The organism is Paenibacillus sp. SJS-P3, from assembly GCF_056711585.1.
The window spans coordinates 1,884,853-1,901,830 of record NZ_CM160043.1 but is presented as its reverse complement, the minus strand read 5'-3'; the positions used below and the strand labels follow the sequence as shown (position 1 = coordinate 1,901,830).

20 protein-coding genes, 1 other RNA gene and 2 pseudogenes are annotated in these 16,978 nt (G+C 55.1%); 12 read left to right on the top strand and 11 right to left on the bottom strand.

Annotated features, from left to right (window positions below):
* The first annotated feature begins 145 nt into the window (after positions 1–145).
* Entirely contained in the window at positions 146–583 is a 438-nt protein-coding gene (locus AC06G8_RS08520) for a helix-turn-helix domain-containing protein (RefSeq protein ID WP_480285021.1), read from the top strand.
* A gap of 33 nt (positions 584–616) precedes the next feature.
* Complete coding sequence (locus AC06G8_RS08515; protein WP_447661987.1) at positions 617–1,300, top strand: zinc metallopeptidase; 684 nt, start codon at positions 617–619, stop codon at positions 1,298–1,300.
* A 98-nt stretch (positions 1,301–1,398) separates the two neighbouring features.
* Here the strand turns inward: AC06G8_RS08515 and AC06G8_RS08510 are convergent, their stop codons facing one another.
* On the bottom strand, positions 1,399–2,028 hold the full coding sequence (locus AC06G8_RS08510) for a rhomboid family intramembrane serine protease (RefSeq protein ID WP_447661988.1): 630 nt from the start codon (positions 2,026–2,028) through the stop codon (positions 1,399–1,401).
* A 100-nt stretch (positions 2,029–2,128) separates the two neighbouring features.
* On the opposite strand from AC06G8_RS08510, the gene tpx reads away from it, so the two are divergent.
* Entirely contained in the window at positions 2,129–2,641 is a 513-nt protein-coding gene (tpx, locus tag AC06G8_RS08505; RefSeq protein ID WP_048744925.1) for a thiol peroxidase, read from the top strand.
* Between the two features lie 95 nt (positions 2,642–2,736).
* Positions 2,737–2,775 (top strand): annotated as a pseudogene (locus AC06G8_RS08500) (hypothetical protein).
* A gap of 29 nt (positions 2,776–2,804) precedes the next feature.
* On the opposite strand, the pseudogene AC06G8_RS08495 reads toward AC06G8_RS08500, so the two are convergent.
* The 3 genes and pseudogenes from AC06G8_RS08495 to AC06G8_RS08485 form a co-directional block, all read right to left on the bottom strand.
* Positions 2,805–3,095 (bottom strand): annotated as a pseudogene (locus tag AC06G8_RS08495) (DUF1499 domain-containing protein); the annotation flags it as partial.
* 89 nt (positions 3,096–3,184) lie between these two features.
* Positions 3,185–3,369, bottom strand: a non-coding RNA gene (gene ssrS, locus AC06G8_RS08490) — 6S RNA.
* Positions 3,370–3,426: 57 nt separating this feature from the next.
* Positions 3,427–4,200: a YesL family protein gene (locus tag AC06G8_RS08485; RefSeq protein ID WP_480285020.1), complete on the bottom strand. Its 774-nt coding sequence runs from the start codon at positions 4,198–4,200 to the stop codon at positions 3,427–3,429.
* Positions 4,201–4,367: 167 nt separating this feature from the next.
* Here AC06G8_RS08485 and AC06G8_RS08480 point away from each other — a divergent pair, with 167 nt between their 5' ends.
* Positions 4,368–4,493 (top strand): YjcZ family sporulation protein, encoded by a 126-nt coding sequence (locus tag AC06G8_RS08480; protein ID WP_480285019.1) that lies wholly within the window; start codon positions 4,368–4,370, stop codon positions 4,491–4,493.
* Between the two features lie 231 nt (positions 4,494–4,724).
* Here AC06G8_RS08480 and cshA read toward each other — a convergent pair whose 3' ends face one another.
* Positions 4,725–6,326, bottom strand: a complete 1,602-nt coding sequence (gene cshA / locus AC06G8_RS08475) for a degradosome RNA helicase CshA (protein WP_480285018.1) — start codon at positions 6,324–6,326, stop codon at positions 4,725–4,727.
* A gap of 174 nt (positions 6,327–6,500) precedes the next feature.
* On the opposite strand from cshA, the gene AC06G8_RS08470 reads away from it, so the two are divergent.
* The 3 genes from AC06G8_RS08470 to AC06G8_RS08460 all read left to right on the top strand — a co-directional run bounded on the left by AC06G8_RS08470 (position 6,501) and on the right by AC06G8_RS08460 (position 9,134).
* Positions 6,501–7,334 (top strand): YitT family protein, encoded by an 834-nt coding sequence (locus tag AC06G8_RS08470; RefSeq protein WP_447661992.1) that lies wholly within the window; start codon positions 6,501–6,503, stop codon positions 7,332–7,334.
* A 152-nt stretch (positions 7,335–7,486) separates the two neighbouring features.
* Complete coding sequence (locus tag AC06G8_RS08465) at positions 7,487–7,675, top strand: hypothetical protein (RefSeq protein ID WP_174806358.1); 189 nt, start codon at positions 7,487–7,489, stop codon at positions 7,673–7,675.
* A 265-nt stretch (positions 7,676–7,940) separates the two neighbouring features.
* Positions 7,941–9,134 (top strand): putative glycoside hydrolase, encoded by a 1,194-nt coding sequence (locus AC06G8_RS08460; RefSeq protein ID WP_480285017.1) that lies wholly within the window; start codon positions 7,941–7,943, stop codon positions 9,132–9,134.
* A gap of 113 nt (positions 9,135–9,247) precedes the next feature.
* Here AC06G8_RS08460 and AC06G8_RS08455 read toward each other — a convergent pair whose 3' ends face one another.
* The 6 genes from AC06G8_RS08455 to AC06G8_RS08430 form a co-directional block, all read right to left on the bottom strand.
* Positions 9,248–9,448 carry a DUF3906 family protein gene (locus AC06G8_RS08455; protein ID WP_021881691.1) on the bottom strand — a complete coding sequence of 67 codons (201 nt, stop codon included), beginning with the start codon at positions 9,446–9,448 and terminating at the stop codon, positions 9,248–9,250.
* Between the two features lie 134 nt (positions 9,449–9,582).
* On the bottom strand, positions 9,583–10,551 hold the full coding sequence (gene pfkA / locus AC06G8_RS08450; protein ID WP_048748577.1) for a 6-phosphofructokinase: 969 nt from the start codon (positions 10,549–10,551) through the stop codon (positions 9,583–9,585).
* Between the two features lie 53 nt (positions 10,552–10,604).
* A complete protein-coding gene (locus AC06G8_RS08445; RefSeq protein ID WP_447661994.1) occupies positions 10,605–11,687 on the bottom strand; it encodes a tetraprenyl-beta-curcumene synthase family protein in 1,083 nt (360 codons plus the stop codon).
* A gap of 23 nt (positions 11,688–11,710) precedes the next feature.
* Complete coding sequence (locus AC06G8_RS08440; RefSeq protein WP_447661995.1) at positions 11,711–12,028, bottom strand: hypothetical protein; 318 nt, start codon at positions 12,026–12,028, stop codon at positions 11,711–11,713.
* Between the two features lie 382 nt (positions 12,029–12,410).
* Positions 12,411–12,608: a cold shock domain-containing protein gene (locus AC06G8_RS08435; RefSeq protein ID WP_021882190.1), complete on the bottom strand. Its 198-nt coding sequence runs from the start codon at positions 12,606–12,608 to the stop codon at positions 12,411–12,413.
* 212 nt (positions 12,609–12,820) lie between these two features.
* On the bottom strand, positions 12,821–13,018 hold the full coding sequence (locus AC06G8_RS08430; protein ID WP_480285016.1) for a hypothetical protein: 198 nt from the start codon (positions 13,016–13,018) through the stop codon (positions 12,821–12,823).
* A 161-nt stretch (positions 13,019–13,179) separates the two neighbouring features.
* Between AC06G8_RS08430 and AC06G8_RS08425 the strand changes: the two genes are divergently transcribed.
* The 4 genes from AC06G8_RS08425 (at position 13,180) to AC06G8_RS08410 (ending at position 16,935) form a co-directional block, all read left to right on the top strand.
* On the top strand, positions 13,180–13,413 hold the full coding sequence (locus tag AC06G8_RS08425; RefSeq protein WP_447661997.1) for a hypothetical protein: 234 nt from the start codon (positions 13,180–13,182) through the stop codon (positions 13,411–13,413).
* A 158-nt stretch (positions 13,414–13,571) separates the two neighbouring features.
* Positions 13,572–13,751, top strand: coding sequence for a hypothetical protein (locus AC06G8_RS08420; protein ID WP_480285015.1), 180 nt, complete (start codon positions 13,572–13,574; stop codon positions 13,749–13,751).
* A gap of 216 nt (positions 13,752–13,967) precedes the next feature.
* Positions 13,968–15,767 (top strand): oligoendopeptidase F, encoded by a 1,800-nt coding sequence (pepF, locus tag AC06G8_RS08415; protein ID WP_480285405.1) that lies wholly within the window; start codon positions 13,968–13,970, stop codon positions 15,765–15,767.
* A 340-nt stretch (positions 15,768–16,107) separates the two neighbouring features.
* Positions 16,108–16,935, top strand: a complete 828-nt coding sequence (locus AC06G8_RS08410) for a C39 family peptidase (protein WP_480285014.1) — start codon at positions 16,108–16,110, stop codon at positions 16,933–16,935.
* Positions 16,936–16,978: the final 43 nt, after the last annotated feature.

Sequence of the window (16,978 nt, the reverse complement as noted above, 5' to 3'; positions counted from 1 at the left end):
GCCGGACGGTCATGTCAGGTTTCCTGCAATCGCTTCCATTAAAATATGGGCTGTTTGGAGTCCGTTTGTTTGACGGCATCGTTCGTTAGCGATTATCATAGTTTTTAATAGAGAGCGTTAGGGTTTATAAGGATGGTGGAGGAGAATGAACGAGAACCTGCTAAAAATCGGAGAATTGTCCCGCCAGGCCAACGTCAGCGCGCGAACAATCGATTATTATACGAAGCTGGGCCTGATCAGCCCCGAGACGCGTTCCGAGGGAAATTACCGGCTCTACAGCATTGAAACCTTGGAACGGCTGAAGCGTATAGAACAAATGAAGAAAGACAAATATACGTTGGATGAAATCAAGCAGGCGCTGGACAGCTGGAACAAAGTCTCGTCCGTGTCTCAAGTCACGCAGAAGCTGAGTGATCTGCAGCTTCATCTAAGCCAGCTTGAGCGTGAAGTGAAAGAGCTTGAGCCCGTCATCCAGAATCTCAAGCCCAAGCAGGCCAATCAGGCTTTCAACCGGCTGATTCCGCAGACGGCCGCCTGCATCGAGGCGCTGATGCTGATTCTGAACAAAGGCAATTTCATGTAAGCCAACGCAAACCATGCAGCATGGAGGGATACTATGTTTTTTCATCCGATGGACTTCTTGATTCTGATCGCCTTCGGCCTCTCGATCTGGGCTCAGTTCCGGGTCAAGGGCACGTTCAACCGCTGGGCTGAAGTTCCTGCCATGAGCGGCATGACAGGCTACGAGGCTGCCAGGCGCATGCTGGATGCCAACGGCCTCCACGATGTGCCGATCGAACCGGTCCCAGGACGCCTCAGCGACCACTACGACCCGATTCATCGCGTCGTCAGACTGTCGGAGCCGGTTTACTACGAAAGCTCCATATCGGCCATCTCCGTCGCCTGTCACGAAGTCGGTCATGCCATCCAGCATAAGGTTAGCTACCCGATGCTGGTTCTGCGCCACCGGATCTTCCCGGTCGTGAACTTCGCTTCCGGCATTGCGCCGTTCCTGTTGATCGCAGGCTTCCTGTTCTCCGCCACGGGCCTTATCGGCGCCGGCATCGTATTCTTCTCGGTAGCGGTCGCGTTCCAGCTGATCACGCTGCCCGTCGAGTTCAATGCCAGCAACCGCGCTCGCGAGCTGATGGTGTCCGAAGGATTCATCAGCAACGAAGAAGAGCGCGGCGTCGCCAAGGTCCTCAACGCCGCCGCCCTCACGTATGTGGCTGCAGCGCTGATTTCCTTGCTGGAGCTCGTGAAGTACATCATGATCTTCACCTCCTCGAACCGCGAGTAGCAACATGGACATGAGAAAAGGCGTTCCCAGATTTTATGGGACGCCTTTTTTCACATGCCCATTCATGAGCTTCCGTATCGAATCGAATGCTCCCCCCGCTACCGCCGATAGCGGTCCTTGCGGTATCTTTCCCTCTTGTCCATCAGTCCGTACAGGAGGAAGCCGCCGATTGCCCCGCCTACATGCGCCCACAGATCAACGCCGACATTGATGACAGAATAGACGACCCCGAACAGCAGAATGATGTATACCGTCTGCTCGGAGCTTTTGTCCATCATGCCCTTGCGCAGCAGCGCAATGAACAGATAAGCCCCATACACGCCGTAGATCGCCCCGGAAGCACCCAGCGACAGCTGAGTGCCCGTTACGATGACCGCGCCGATCAGGTTGCCTGCAACGCCGCTGAGCAGATACAGGACCAGGTACCTGGCGGAACCGAGCAGCCTCTCCAGCGGAGGGGCGAACACGAGCAAGGCGAACATGTTGAACAACAGATGCTGCAATCCCCCGTGAACGAACATCGACGTCACGTAGCGCCAAGGCTCTTCAAGACCGTAAGGGTCCAGCGCGCTTTGATAGAATAAAAAACGGCTGGTCAGCGTTCCGGTGTTCATCCCTCCGCTTGCCATCTGGGCGATGTACATGAGGATATTGAGCGCGATCAGCAACGATGTGACCGGATAGGACTTCAAGTAGACCCGGAAGCTTTCGTAGCGCAGGAATATCATTAGGGCGTCTCCTCCTTAGCCGATTGGACAACACGGTTAGCGAACGATTATAATGGTCTAGCATTTCCTATCCCAAGAATTGTTGAAGGAGGAATTCCCCATGGCACAAGAACGTCAAGCGGCTTTCAAAGGAAATCCGATCACCCTCGTTGGTCCTGAGCTCAAAAAGGGCGATAAAGCGCCGGACTTTTCCCTGAACAAATCTCTCGTCGAGAACGTATCCCTGGCTGATTATGCCGGCAAGATCAAGCTTATCAGCGTCGTTCCTTCCATCGATACGGGCGTATGCGACGCCCAGACCCGCCGCTTCAACGAAGAAGCAGCCAAGCTCGGCAGCAACGTGGCCGTGCTGACCGTCAGCGCCGATCTCCCCTTCGCCCAAGCCCGCTGGTGCGGAGCGGCAGGCATCGATCAAGTCACCCTGCTGTCCGACTACAAAGGCAACGAGTTCGGTCAAGCTTACGGCGTCTTGATCAAGGAATTCGCTCTCGACATGCGCTCGATCTTCGTGCTGGACGCCGACAACACGATCCAATACGTTGAGGTTCTTGGCGAAATGACCGAGCATCCGAACTATGAAGCAGCGGTTGAAGCGGTTCGCGCCTTGCAATAGGCCGCCTCCACGATAGAGAAAAGCGAGCAAGGAGGAACTCCTTCGCTCGCTTTTTTTATGTTCAAGCCTGAGTCGTCTTGAAGGCAGACAGCTTCTTGTCGAGCGTACGGTAAATGTCCAGGATAATGCGATAATTGGCTCCCAGATCCCCAAGAGATCCGCGGGAAGCCGAATAAATATCCACCGCCGATGTTACCGGTCCGACCCCGATGACCGACACCGTGATATCCATTGTCCTGCCTGTAACCGTTCTCTTTTCAAGCACGATCTCCCCGACCGATTGCACGTCATGAAGAACTTTGTAGCCTTGCATCTTCTTGAGCGTGGACAATACTTCTTCCCAGGCTTTGTCCTTCGATAACTTGTAATAATGGGATTTAAGCTGCGGATCCTTGGCCTTGTCGCCTGTTTGTTCGAAGCTGCGGAGCAGTCCGATAAACGTACGTTTCAGCAAGTGATGGTCTCCCCCTCCGGCATCTATATGTATACCCCTGCAAAAAAAAGGCCCTGACAGCAGTCAGAGTCATGGAAGAACTCTAAAATTATAGTCCCGCAGTGCCGTCTGGCTTGCTTGTTTCTGAACCCGCTCTCGCAGGTGGGTGTCCTCAGGCAGGGTTTTGAGGTCCTCCATAAAATGAAGGCATATCAGCCGCCCGCCGATGTTGAACTCCCGTGAAACAGCCATTGGTTCAAAACACGTTAAGCCATAACGAGCACCGCAGGATGTATAGCTATTATAAGCTTTGTCGAAACAAAAGTAAAATCGCCGAGGCTTAAAAAGACCGTTATTTCTTGGTATCCTCGCTCAGCTCTGCTTCCAAGGCATCTTCTTCGGCTTCTTTGTTCCTCGCTTCCGTCTGAGCCTGGATTTTCTGGTACGTCAGGTAAAAGTTCCAGAATGCGAAATAAGCGATGATGCTGCCCATGAAAAATGGAATCAGCCATGTCAGCTTCGTCGAAAAGCTGATATAAATGATAAATCCGCTTACAATTGCCGTCGAGAACGAGCGGAGCGGCCTTCCGATCGTGATGAGCACCGCGTTCTTGAGCAGCTGGAACGTTTTCATATGGTAGTGGACGACCATGGAGAAGAAGTTGAAGAGCGAGATCCCGAGCAGCAGGATCAGCCCCAGAAATACATAGGACACCAGCTGAAGGCTCGAATTGCCTTGGAAATACTTGAAGTCCACGATCATGATGCCGAATAAAAGCGCATACACGATTCCGCCGATCATGCTTTGAAGATAATTTTCTTTGTAATGGCGGAAGTAGGTCCGGAAGAGCGGGACGTCAAGATCCCCCATCACCCATTTGCGGGCGACTCCGAACATGGCGGATGTAGCCGGGAAAAGCGTGAAAGGTGCTACGGCCAGTCCCATGACCAACCACCAGTAAAACATGCTCATCGCGTTTTCTTCCAAGCCGGTCGATAAGAATGCCGTGAATACAAAAAACGCGAAAGGCAGCGAACATACGATCCAGAGAATATTCGTCACCGCAAGTCTCATGATCCATTCAGAGATGCGGTAGAACCCTCCCATAATTCCTCTCATTTCCATAAGCGGACCCCCTAGAAGCATGCTTGAACATCTGCTTTTCCATTATAACTCAGCCGAGCCCATAAGCCCAACTTTTTGACTGGAGGGCTAACGTCCTTCCCACGGCAGCCGTACCGGAATAATGTGTATCATCTTCACCCTATCAAACTTTACAGGAGGTACTTCACATGGGCGCAGCTTACGGAGGAGTCGCAGGCGGTTGCGGCGGTTACGGCTTCGGCGGTTACGGCATTGGCGCGATTCTGGTCCTGTTCATTCTGCTTGTCATCATCGCTCGCGCATTCTGGTACTAATTCGCGGCTGGCTGCCGCTGCGGACTACGGGAATCCTTGCCGTCAAGCAAGGACCGCTGCCGGCATCCATCAAGGAATGGAATCAGGGCAAACATGGGGCATCGAAATTCAGTAGATGAAATAAAAACGAACGTCCGCAGCCATTGTTGACGGCGGGCGTTCACTTATGGATGTCGAATTGAAAAAAGCCGGGAAATCCGCATTCGGATTTCCCGGCTTTTGGTTTGAAAATCAACCTTCAGTCGGACGGCGCGTTTCGCTGCCGCTGCTGCGATTTTCGTAGCTGCGGCCTTCATAACCGCGGCTGCCTTCCGTTCTTGGCTTATAGCCGTCACGGCTGCTGCTGCTGCGGTTGCCGCCGTAGCTGCTGCCGCCGCCGCTGCCGTAGCTGCGTCCGCGAGGACCGCTGCCGCCGGTGCTTCCGCTGCCGCTGCGGTTGCCGCCGCCGCCGCCATAACCGCTGCCGGAGAACCGGCGGCCGCTGGAGCGAACGTCCGGACGACGCTTTTTAGCGCGGATCGGATCTTCAGGTGTAAGCTCGACGTTGACATCCTTCTTCTCGCCTGTGATCAGCTTGATCGCCGAGGCGAGCAGGTTGACGGAATCGTATTGCTCCAGAAGCTGGATCGCGATGCCTTTGTATTCCTGGAAGCTCTCGCTTTGCGCGATTTCAAGGATACGCTCGGCTGTAATGCGCTGCTTGCCTTCGATTGCCTCTGCCAGGCTAGGCACCGGCTTCTTCGAGATGCGCTGGCGGGTAACCTTCTCGATGAAGTGAAGGTGATCCGTCTCGCGCGGCGTCACGAAGCTCCATGCCGTTCCTTCCTTGCCTGCACGGCCTGTACGGCCGATCCGGTGGACGTAGCTCTCCGGATCCTGCGGGAGGTCGAAGTTGATAACATGCGTTACGCCCGATACGTCAAGACCCCGTGCCGCAACGTCCGTCGCCACGAGGACGTCGATGCTGCCGTCGCGGAACTTGCGCATGACGTTGTCGCGCTGGTTCTGGGACAGGTCGCCATGCAGTCCGTCCGCGGAATAGCCGCGCTTCTGCAGAGCTTCGCTCAGTTCGTCGACCCGGCGCTTCGTGCGTCCGAAGATGATGGCGAGCTCAGGGCTTTCCATATCGAGCAGGCGGCTCAAGGCGTCGAATTTCTGGCGCTCATGAACTTCGATGTAGGCCTGGGCGATCAGCGGCGCGCTGACTTGCTTCGGAATGACGGATACATGCTCCGGATTTTTGAGGAATTGCTGGGCAAGACGCTGGATGTTCGGAGGCATCGTCGCGGAGAAGAGCATCGTCTGGCGTTCTTCCGGCACGAGGCTCAAAATCGACGTGATGTCTTCCATGAAGCCCATGTCCAGCATTTCATCCGCTTCGTCGAGGACGACGGTCTGGACATCGTCCAGCTTGATCGTCTTGCGGTTGATATGGTCAAGAAGACGTCCTGGAGTACCGATAATGATTTGCGGGCGCTTCTTCAGAGCGCGGATCTGGCGTCCGATTTCCTGACCGCCGTAGATAGGAAGAGAACGGGTTCCCTTGAAGCGGGAAAGCTTGCCGATTTCTTCGGCTACCTGGATGGCCAGCTCGCGGGTCGGCGTCATGATCAGGGCCACGATGCGCTCTTCGCTGGATGGAATCTTGTTGATCAGCGGAATGCCGAACGCCGCTGTCTTGCCTGTACCGGTCTGTGCTTGGCCAATCATATCACTGCCGCCCATCGCGATCGGAATGGACTTGTCTTGAATAGGCGTGGATTCCTCGAACCCAAGCTCTGTAATTGCCTGCAACACCTTAGGGTCGAGGCCAAATTCAGCAAATGTTTTCAAATCTTATTCAAACTCCTTCTCTTTGTAAAGCTCGCTTCAAAAATATCCTGTTTAGTATAGCACAAATACATACATGAATACCAGCCGCATGCAAAGCCATACTAGGGTGGACATGACAAATAGCCTTCCGCTTCTCGCCCCAGGCTATTCAATGCAATCTGACCGGAGGTCCTCATGAAACCAATGCGCGCCGCTTTGTCCTGGCTTTCCGTCACGGCCGGTTCGCTGATGATCGCCGCAGCGTTCAACTTGCTTCTTATTCCCCATCAGCTGCTGAGCGGCGGCATTTCCGGGATCTCCATGATGATCGGCTACCTGACGAGCAGCAATATCGGCTGGCTGTATCTGGTGCTCAACATTCCGGTGCTGCTCTGGGGATGGTTCACGCTCGGGAGACGATTCGTCGGCTGGAGCGCCTACTCGGTCGCGGCGGCCTCCCTATTCATGCAGCTGATTCCTGTCGAAACCCTGGCCCGGGATATTCTGCTCGGATCGGTGTTCGGCGGCATCGTCCTCGGCTTCGGAACCGGGCTTTGCCTGCGGGCTGGAGGTTCTTCCGGAGGATTCGACGTCATCGCATCCATCTTGAGCCGCACCCGCGACCTTCCCGTCGGCATGATGATCTTTCTTCTCAACAGCCTTGTAATCGTCATTCTTGTCGCATTTACCCGCAACGCTGATATTGCTTTATATTCGCTTATATCGATTTTTACCGCCGGGAAAATCGTGGATATCATTTATATCCGCCATCTCAAAGTGACCGTGTTCATCATTACCAAGCGCACGGAGGACATGCTCCAGCAGATGCTTGCACGGCCTCGGGGAGTCACCGTCATCCGCACGAGGGGAGCATTCACCTCCGAAGAAAACGACATGCTGATGACCGTCACGACCCGCTACGAGCTGGACGAGCTGAAGCGGATGGTTCGCAAGCTTGATCCCAAGGCTTTCGTCAATATCGTGGAGACGGTCGGCATTCTCGGCGATTTCAGGCGCAATGTGAATTGAAAGGATGCTCAATTGGGCAGCAGCGGATTTCTATCCGCTTACCTTTGAATGGCAGCCCTGAAATGGTATACTGACCCTATCCCGTAGTTCATGTTTCATGCCCAGCGTTCTGCCCTGAACACATCGATGAGAAAGGGTGATGCAAGGTGGATATGGAAACGGTCAAACTTTCGAGGATTGTGGAAAAATTGGCGCCTGAGCTTCATTCCTTCCTTACGGAGCATGAGCTGGGCCTCAAAATCGTCCTGCGGGACGGATTTTCGGTTCTGGAACCCGCCGATGCAATGGAAATTGTTCAGCAAAGCATTTGTGAATACCAGAAACAAACGCTTTTGCATTAAATGCCCGGCCCTGCCTGCTGGCTTCGTCTCCCAAGGCGAAAGCCCCGAGGATAGGAACGTACCGTTCCGAATGCGTCTGGCTGCCCGCCTCTCCTCGAGGCGGGCTTTTTGGTTGCGCGCATTTACAAATGCAACCCGATTGCACATTCCGGTTGCACATAGACACCATTCGCCCAAATTCAACAACTTGCATGAAATTTCTTGTGTCAGCCATGCCCATTCTGTTTTATAATCTCAAGAGAAGAGTACATAGGGAGAGAATAGAATGGAAATGGTTTACTCGACGCTGCTGCTCCTCATGCAGCTCCTCTCCGGAGGAACCGGCCAGCAGGCAGACGCATCCCATGGGATGATGGCCACCTACCTCAACGCCGCCGCAGGCAAGGAAGTCATGGCTGTTCCGGCCAAGGAAGTCCAGGCGCCGGATGCCGGCGGAGCCGAATACGTCAAAAAGGATCCGCAGCCGGACGCTCCTGCCGTCAAAGGCATCTACGTGACCGCTCACAGCGCGGGCGGTGCCAGGCTCCCGAAGCTGCTGAGCCTTCTGGACAAAACGGATCTCAACAGCATGGTCATCGACATCAAGGACGACAACGGCTACTTGACGTACCCGACGGACAGCGCCGAGCTGCTCAAGCTCGGCACCGCCAAGAAATACATCAAGGACATACCTTCCCTGATGTCCCAGCTGAAGGAGCATGACGTCTATCCGATCGCCCGGATCGTCGTGTTCAAGGACACCGTGCTCGCCGAGAAGCATCATGAGCTGAGCTACGTCCGTCCGGATGGCACGCTTTGGAAGAACGGCAAAGGCGATGCCTTCGTCAACCCCTACTCCAAGGAAGTATGGGACTACAATATCGCGGTGGCCAAGGAAGCCGCCAAGCTCGGCTTCAAGGAGATCCAGTTCGATTACGTCCGCTTCCCGGAAGGCTTCGAGAAGAAAGCCGATACTCTCAAGTATGAGAAGACCGACATCAGCCGCGTCGATGCGGTCGCCGGATTCGTCAAGTACGCCAGAGAGCAGCTGGCCCCTCTCAACGTCAGGGTATCGGTCGACATCTTCGGATACGCCGCCTCTGTCCCGGCAGCGGAAGGCATCGGCCAGGATTTCGTTAAGATTTCCAAGTATGTCGACGTGATCAGCCCGATGGTCTATCCAAGCCATTATTCCGCCGGCTGGTTCGGCGCCTCCAACCCTGACACGAGTCCCTACCAGGTCATCAAGGGCTCCATGGTCGACACGCACAAGAAGCTGGATCCGATCGGCAGCTACAAGCCCGTCATCCGGCCATGGATTCAGGACTTCACCGCCAGCTGGCTCGGCAAAGGCCATTACATCAAGTACGGCAAAACCGAGGTGGAAGCCCAGATCAAGGCGCTTCACGATACGGGCGTCGAGGAATATCTGCTCTGGAATGCAGGCAACAGCTATACGGAAAGCGCCAACTTCAAATAACCGCACTTATTCCCATCCATCCAAAGGAGCGGCAATCGCTTCGCCTCCACCAGCAAAAAGGTCAGCAGCCTCAACGAGGCTGCTGACCTTTTTCATTTCGCATTCCCGCGCTGCTATCCTTCGATCACATAGCCGTTGCCCGGCTCCGTCCTTTTCTTCTCCACGATCGCGATGGAGGTCATCTCGGGAACTTTCAGGAAATGCCGCTGCACATGGCTCTCCACATAGGAAAACGCCTTTTCGTCTGTCGCGGCAAGCACGATCAGATGCGCCTGCCCTTGCTCAAGCTGAATCTCGATCTTATACAGGAACATAGGTGATACCTCCTTGAGAGATGTCATCGTTAGGAGCGAGCTCAGCGCCCGGCCTGCCAGAAAGCCCTGCCGCTGCGGCTTGGGGCCGCTGGACAGGGCTTGGCTCTGGCTCTGGCTCTGGAACGGTACGCTTCTTATTGGGACAAGCGAAGAGCCAGGTTGTACAGCTCCATATTGAACGGCTTCTTCGTGTTGACGACAAGATCGATATCGGTTGCGGTCAGCTCGCCTTTGATGATGCCGCAGGACTTGGCCGAATGGCCTTCCATAAGCTGGCGTACGGCAAAATCGCCAAGCTGGCTCGCAAGGATGCGGTCGTTGTGGGTTGGCGCCCCGCCGCGCTGGATATGGCCCAGCACGGTCGTGCGCGGCTCGATGCCGCAGCAGTCCGTGATGTGCTGGGCGACATTCTCGCCCTTGCCCGCGCCTTCGGCGACCACGATGATGCTGTGGCGCTTGCCGTGCTTGAAATTGTCCTGCATCCGGCGGGACACTTCGTCCAGATCGTACTCGACCTCGGGAACGATGATCGTCTCCGCTCCGCTCGCCAGACCGGCATAGAGTGCGATATCGCCGCAATGGCGGCCCATGACTTCGACAATGGACGAGCGCTCATGCGAGGTCATCGTGTCGCGCAGCTTGTTGATGGCGTCCACGACGATGCTGACTGCCGTGTCGAACCCGATGGTGAAATCCGTATACGCGATATCGTTGTCGATCGTGCCCGGCAATGCCATCGTTTTGATGCCGAGCTTGCTCAGCTTGTTCGCACCTTGGTAAGAGCCGTCCCCTCCGATGACGATGAGGCCGTCGATGCCGCGCTCGCGCAGGACGTCAGCCCCCTTTTGCTGGCCTTCCGGCGTCAGGAATTCCTTGCAGCGGGCCGTCTGCAGCACCGTGCCTCCGCGCTGGATGATATCGCCGACGCTTCGCAGGTCCATAGGACGGATGTCATCGTTGATCAAGCCTTGGTAGCCTCTCTGGACGCCGTATACATCCAGTCCGTAATACAGGGCGCTGCGCACCACGGCGCGCACGGCAGCGTTCATTCCCTGGGAATCCCCGCCGCTGGTCAGAACAGCAATCGATTTAACAGCTGACATGTGTAAATCCTCCAATGACGCATTTATTTAAAAAAATGGCTTACAGCTTCGTTTTAGGCGCGTATGCGGCGGATGACTACGCTGTTCATGAAGAAGAACAAGCGGGTCAGCGGGCTGCGCCTCATCAGCTTCCGGGATACGCTGCGGACATCCTGTTGGCCGCTGACCTTGGGGTCGGACAAATAAAGAGCCAGAAGCCCTTCAACGATCATCCGGTGGAAGCCGGGCTCCGGCAGCCTGCGGATATCCTCGCGGGCCCGCTGGACGATCTCTCCGATCCGCTGGGCAGCCTCGCCCGTGCCGCTGTAGTAGTTGCAGAAGTTGAGATCTCCGCCCTCGCGATCCTCCTCCTGGTCGATCAAGTAATCCAGAAGAATATGAAGCCCGCATACGTGGGGGAAATAAGCCCTCCTGACCTCTACCGCTCTATCCGGCGTCAGAGCCGGATCAAGAGCGGCGGCGAACAGCGTGAACATGCCGAGGGTCGAGCCCGTCGCCGCGGCGAATTCGTTCCACCGAAGCTCGGGGTACTCCCGTTGATGCAGCTCCCACCACGCCAGCAGCTTCTCCTCCCGCAGATCCTTGGCGATATGCTTGTACACCTGCAGATCGCCGTAGAGGCCGACCAGCCGGGATACTTCCGGCTGAGCGGCGGCATAGCCGGGAAGCATGGCCGCCTGGCGCTGGCAGGTGCGCACCAGATGATGCAGATAACCGCCGTCGTCACGCTCCGCCCGCAGCGCATAATAATCCGTCAGCTCCGCCTTCGGATCGACGGCATCCAGCATCGAGCGGTGCAGCAGCCGGAAATCATCCGCATCCAGCGATGTGCTGCGGTCGCATAAGTTGTCCAGATAGTCGCTGATCGTCTGCAGCGCGACGATCAGCGGTATGAGGACCTTGCGGGAAGCCGGATCCGCGATTGCGTACACGGAGCCTCCCTGGCAATGGAACCTTTTTTCCTTCATGCTGCTCAGAGCCTGCGTCCGGAGCTCGGGATCGGGTATGCGCTCGGCGCGCTGCCTGAGGCTCTCAAGCTCTGCGGAGACGTCCGGAAGCGCGTATTTGTACACCCGGTACATCAGACGCAATGGCTCTGCCGGCGCTTTGCCGGCTGTCAATGTTCGTTCGCTCATATAATGGCGCCTCCCGAATATGCTTAGGAATGGCGCCGCAGTTCAATCTCCTGATTGACGCGGTACCAGATATGCAGATCGTTGATCCGGCTTGCAAGCTCGGCGATCTCGCTGTTCAGGAAGCAGGAATGGCTGAAGTCATCCTCTTCCTCGAGCAGCCGCTGCTTGTCCCGGATCCTGTCCTCGAAAGCCATGACCAGATCCGGTATGCGGCCGCGGATCAGCTCCCACTGCTCGATGATGAACAGCTGTTCGCCGGCCTCGTAGTCCTCCCACCGCTTGTCCAGCGACGGAAGCTGGATTCCGAGCCGGCTGTCCGTACGGAAATAACGATTCCCCATGGTAAACCTCCAAAATAACTTTACCATCCCGAAACCCTAAAATCCAGTACCGGAGCCGAAAACAATGTCATCGTGCGACCGTCCGCGCTATCCTTTCAAGAGTCCTTGCGGCCGGATATTGGCATCGACAGGAGTGAAGCTCGGCACATGTCCGACATGACCGCCCCCAAAGCGTTGTCGGCGCCCGGAGCGGCAGCCCGGGAAGCCTCATCACGGAGCACCCTAAGGGACTTCTCCGGCCTGGCCTTGGCGGCATCGGCAAGCATCCTCGCCATCCATGCTTTTCCCGGAACTAAAAAAAGGCGCAAAAAAACAAGGCCCCCTTGAGGGGGCCTTGTTCTGCTCTATTAGAAGCAAACCCGCCTAAGCGGATCCTATAAACCTACAGTTTAACGACGTTAGCAGCTTGAGGACCGCGGTTGCCGTCCGTGATGTCGAATTCTACAGCTTGACCTTCGTCCAGGGACTTGAAGCCGTCGGTTTGGATAGCAGAGAAGTGAACGAATACGTCTTCACCGTTCTCGACTTGGATGAAACCGTAGCCTTTTTCTGCGTTGAACCACTTAACTGTTCCTTTCAAATGAACAACCTCCTAAAATGACGCCGCCTTGGAGAGCGACGAATAAGCTCATTATACACACCAGCCATGCCGAATGCAACGAGCCGGAACGGTTAAATCCATTTTTTACCGTGCCGGAATCGCAATCTGCAAATACCGGTCGGAGCCTGGGATGAACGGCAGTGGGGAAGGCATCAGGTCCGCGATTCCGCCTGCACCCGCAACCGCTTCCATCAATCGTAGGATCGAATGCCGCGGCCCGGTAGCCGCGCGCTGCTGCATCCGCCGCAATCGATGATGCTCCTCCCGTCCACGAGCTCCCCGACAGCCAGATCCTCCTCGGACAGCCCGAACATAGCCATGTACTCTTCGAGGCTCCGGCATGTGACGGCGACTCCCTGCTGCCCGTAAGGCTTCATTCCCGTTCCCATTCTCTTGGTCTCCTCCGCTCTTCTTCTCCGGCGCTCTCTCGGCGCAGGCAGAATCTCCATATTCTGGAGACGGGTAGATCCTGACCGATTCCGCGGTTGATTTCCAGCCTTTTTTAACGCTATGATGAAGGGATAACAAATAACGGGAGGACATAAGCCACGTGATTAAGAAGCATCAGATCTATAAACGCGACAAATACAACATGCTCAATGTGGAGGTCCACGGAAAAACGCTCATCGCCAGGGAAATATCGGATCAGTGGGGCGAAGAATGCTTCACGTTCGTATCCCGTCCCGAAATGATGCACTGGGCGGAGAACAGGTTCCGTGCAGACGATTTCGTCGGACGAGAGGAAGAGCGCATCGCCATCCTGGAAGCGCTCCGCGAAGTCTGACCGTTCCGAACCTCCGGCAGGAAAACGGCGCTCCGCACCGAATGGGATAACCGAGCGGTTGCGCGTTGTCTGTTGTCCTGCCCCTATGCAAGGCCGCGCCGGCTTTCTCTCCCATGCAGGCAGCCGTCAGCAATCCGCAATGGAGGCAACCCTTAGCGATGGATACGACTTCCGCTGCCATTTTCATTATTTCCGCTTTCGTCCTGGGGGCCGTCATCCTCATGAGCCGGAACCAGATTCCCGAGCGGCTGCGCAAGCCGCTCGCCTTGACCGCCATCGTGCTCGTGGCATTCGCTTTCCTCATCGTCGTCATGACCTTGTTCAACCTGGGGTCATAACGAAGGGAAAGACATGCCATACTAGGCAGACTATGCCTGGTTGGAGGTCATGCCATGAAATGGATTCCGCTGCTCCTGTCCCTCAGCCTGCTGCCCGGAAGTCCCCAGCGGATTTCCGCCGAACAGAGCGAAGCGGTCCTGTCCCGATCCGGAGCCGGCGGGGCGTTCCCGCCCCCCGCTCAGGCCCTATCCAAGACCCCGACAAGGAGGCCGACTATGAGCCAAGTACCGAAACGTTCCGAGACCGCGCCAGAGTCCCGCTGGAAGCTGGAAGACATTTTCGCCGACCAGAAAGCTTGGGACAAGGAATACCAGGAAGCCAAGACCAAGCTGAAATCCGCCGCTTCCTATCAAGGCACCCTCAGCGACGCCGCCAAGCTCAAAGCTTGCTTCGAGCTCGAGGACGATCTGGGCTACCATGTGGAGCGTCTGTACGTGTACGCCAACATGAAGCATCACGAGGATACGGCCGAGCCTGAATTCCAGGCCCTGTCCGAAAAATCGCAGCGCCTGAGCGTCGAAGCCGGCGAAGCTCTCAGCTTCATTACGCCCGAGGTGCTCGCCCTTCCGGACGACAAGCTCGATGCTTTCATCGCCGATCCGCAGCTCGCTCCTTACCGCCATACGCTGGAGGAGATGAAACGCCAGAAGGCACATGTCCTCTCCAAAAACGAAGAGTCGCTGCTGGCCCAGGTCGGCAACATCAGCTCTTCGCCGCAGACGATCTTCAGCATGCTGAACAACGCGGATATGAAATTCCCCAAAGTCAAGAACGAGAAGGGCGAGGAAGTCGAGCTCTCCCACGGCCGCTACATCGAGTTTCTCGAGAGCCGCAACCGCCAGGTCCGCGAGGACGCGTTCAAGACGATGTACGCTACATACGGCAAGCTCAAAAATACGCTGGCCTCGACGCTCAGCTCGAATGTGACCAAAAACGTCTTTTATGCCAAGGCGCGCAAATATCCTTCCGTACTGGAGATGTCGCTCTACGGAGACAACATCCCCAAGTCGGTCTATACGAACCTGATCGACACGGTGCACAAGTCGCTTCCGCTCATGTACCGCTACATGGAGCTTCGCAAGAAGCTGCTCGGCGTCGACGAGCTCCATATGTACGATCTGTTCGCACCGCTGGTCGATGAGTTCGATATGAAGATTTCCTTCGACGAAGCCAAAAAAATGACGGCGGAAAGCCTGAAGCCGCTCGGCGCCAACTATGGCAAGGCGCTTCAGGAAGGCTACGCCAACAGCTGGATCGACATCTACGAGAACGAAGGCAAGCGCAGCGGCGCCTACAGCTGGGGAGCCTACGGCACGCATCCGTACGTGCTGCTGAACCACAAGGACAACCTCAACAGCATGTTCACGCTGACGCATGAGATGGGCCACGCCCTCCACTCGTACTATTCCGACGGCAACCAGAAGTACCGCGACGCGCAGTACACCATCTTCCTCGCCGAAGTGGCGTCCACGCTGAACGAAGCGCTGCTGATGGACTACCTGCTGAACAAATCCACGGATCCGAAGGAGAAGATGTACCTTCTGACCTATTATGCGGACCAGTTCCGTACGACGGTATTCCGCCAGACGATGTTCGCGGAGTTCGAGAAGATCATCCATGAGAAGGCCGAGGCGGGCGAATCGCTGACGCCGCAGGAGCTGTCCAAGATCTACTACGACCTCAACGTCCTCTATTACGGCAAAGGCATGGTCGTGGATCAGGACATCGAGATGGAATGGGCGCGCATCCCCCACTTCTACAACAGCTTCTACGTGTACAAATATGCGACCGGCTTCTCCGCCGCCACCAGCTTCGCCAAGCAGATTCTGGAGGAAGGACAGCCGGCGGTGGACCGCTATCTCGGCTTCCTGAAGAGCGGCGGCAGCGACTTCTCGATCAATATCCTCAAGAAGGCCGGCGTCGACATGAGCTCGCCGGAGCCGATCGAGCAGGCGATGAGCGTGTTCGAGAGCGTCATCAGCCAGCTCGAGGAGCTGACGGCATCGGCCAAGTAAGCTTTCATTCCAAAAAGCGTCCGTACAGGCAGCTCAAGCTGCTTGAACGGACGCTTTTTTCATGGGGAATGGCAATGGTCAGCAAAGTTGTTGCCGGAAAAGGATAGGACTAGTACGGTATATCAACTCAACTTTCATTGCAGCTAGGGATAAATAAAACCCAATTAATTTAATTAAAATACATTTACTGCAAAAATATTTATTTTAGATTAAACTATGACTCAATATTTTTCTATTTCATCTTCATTATTAATCCTCAAAAAAACTGATATAAGAAAAAATTCTACAAAAAAAAAAAAAAACGCAACCTGCCCGGAAGAATAAAGGTTCTTGTTAGTAGATGCCCATTGATGAAGCTGTAACGCGCGGCAGCTACATTGCGAGCATCAACTATAAGTCTGGAGGAGAAAAAATGAAAAAATCCGTTAAGCTTCTCTCTACGACTGCTCTTATGCTTACGCTTGCAGCACCGAACGCGATTTTTGCAGCTGGGTCCGGCGATAATCCGACAAACACCCAAGATAAGCCTACAAACGAACAACAGATAGCAAGCTCGGAAAAAATGAAGCTTGTTCAAGAACATAAGCAAAAACTAGCCGCACAAAAACTCCAAGCAAACGGTGACTACGGTACGATGGCCGATCTTGAAAGCAGGACGATTGCGGTCACAGGGTATAAGCAAGAAACATCCTACTGGTGCGGGCCAGCTACAGTAAAGCAAGTTCTCGGTGCAATAAATGGAAGCTCCGAGTCGCAAACCTACTATGCCGGCAAATTGGGAACAACAAAAGATGGCACGGACTTCTCGCTGGTGGACGATATATTGAATAATCATCAAAGCGCTGTAAGTTATATCTATCAAAGCCTCTCTTCTACAGAATACGAAACATGGAAATCAATTATGATTCTGTCGATAGATTGGGGAAATCCCGCTGTACTGGATCTTCGAATCACTCCTCAAAATATGCCTCTATATACAAGCTCGGTAGAGGGACATATCTTGAATACCTCCGGGTATAACTTACTGGACTCCAAAAACAAAAGGCTTCGTCTCACAGACCCTTATGATCAAGGCGGGCGCGGTGTGACGATTGGAAACATATGGCACCCGTTCGATGGTGTATGGGCAGCAAACCAAGCCCATTTCCGCAAGGCTGTTATCTGGTGAAGCAACGAGCGAGGGGGAATCCCCCTCGCTGTCAAAGAAAGGA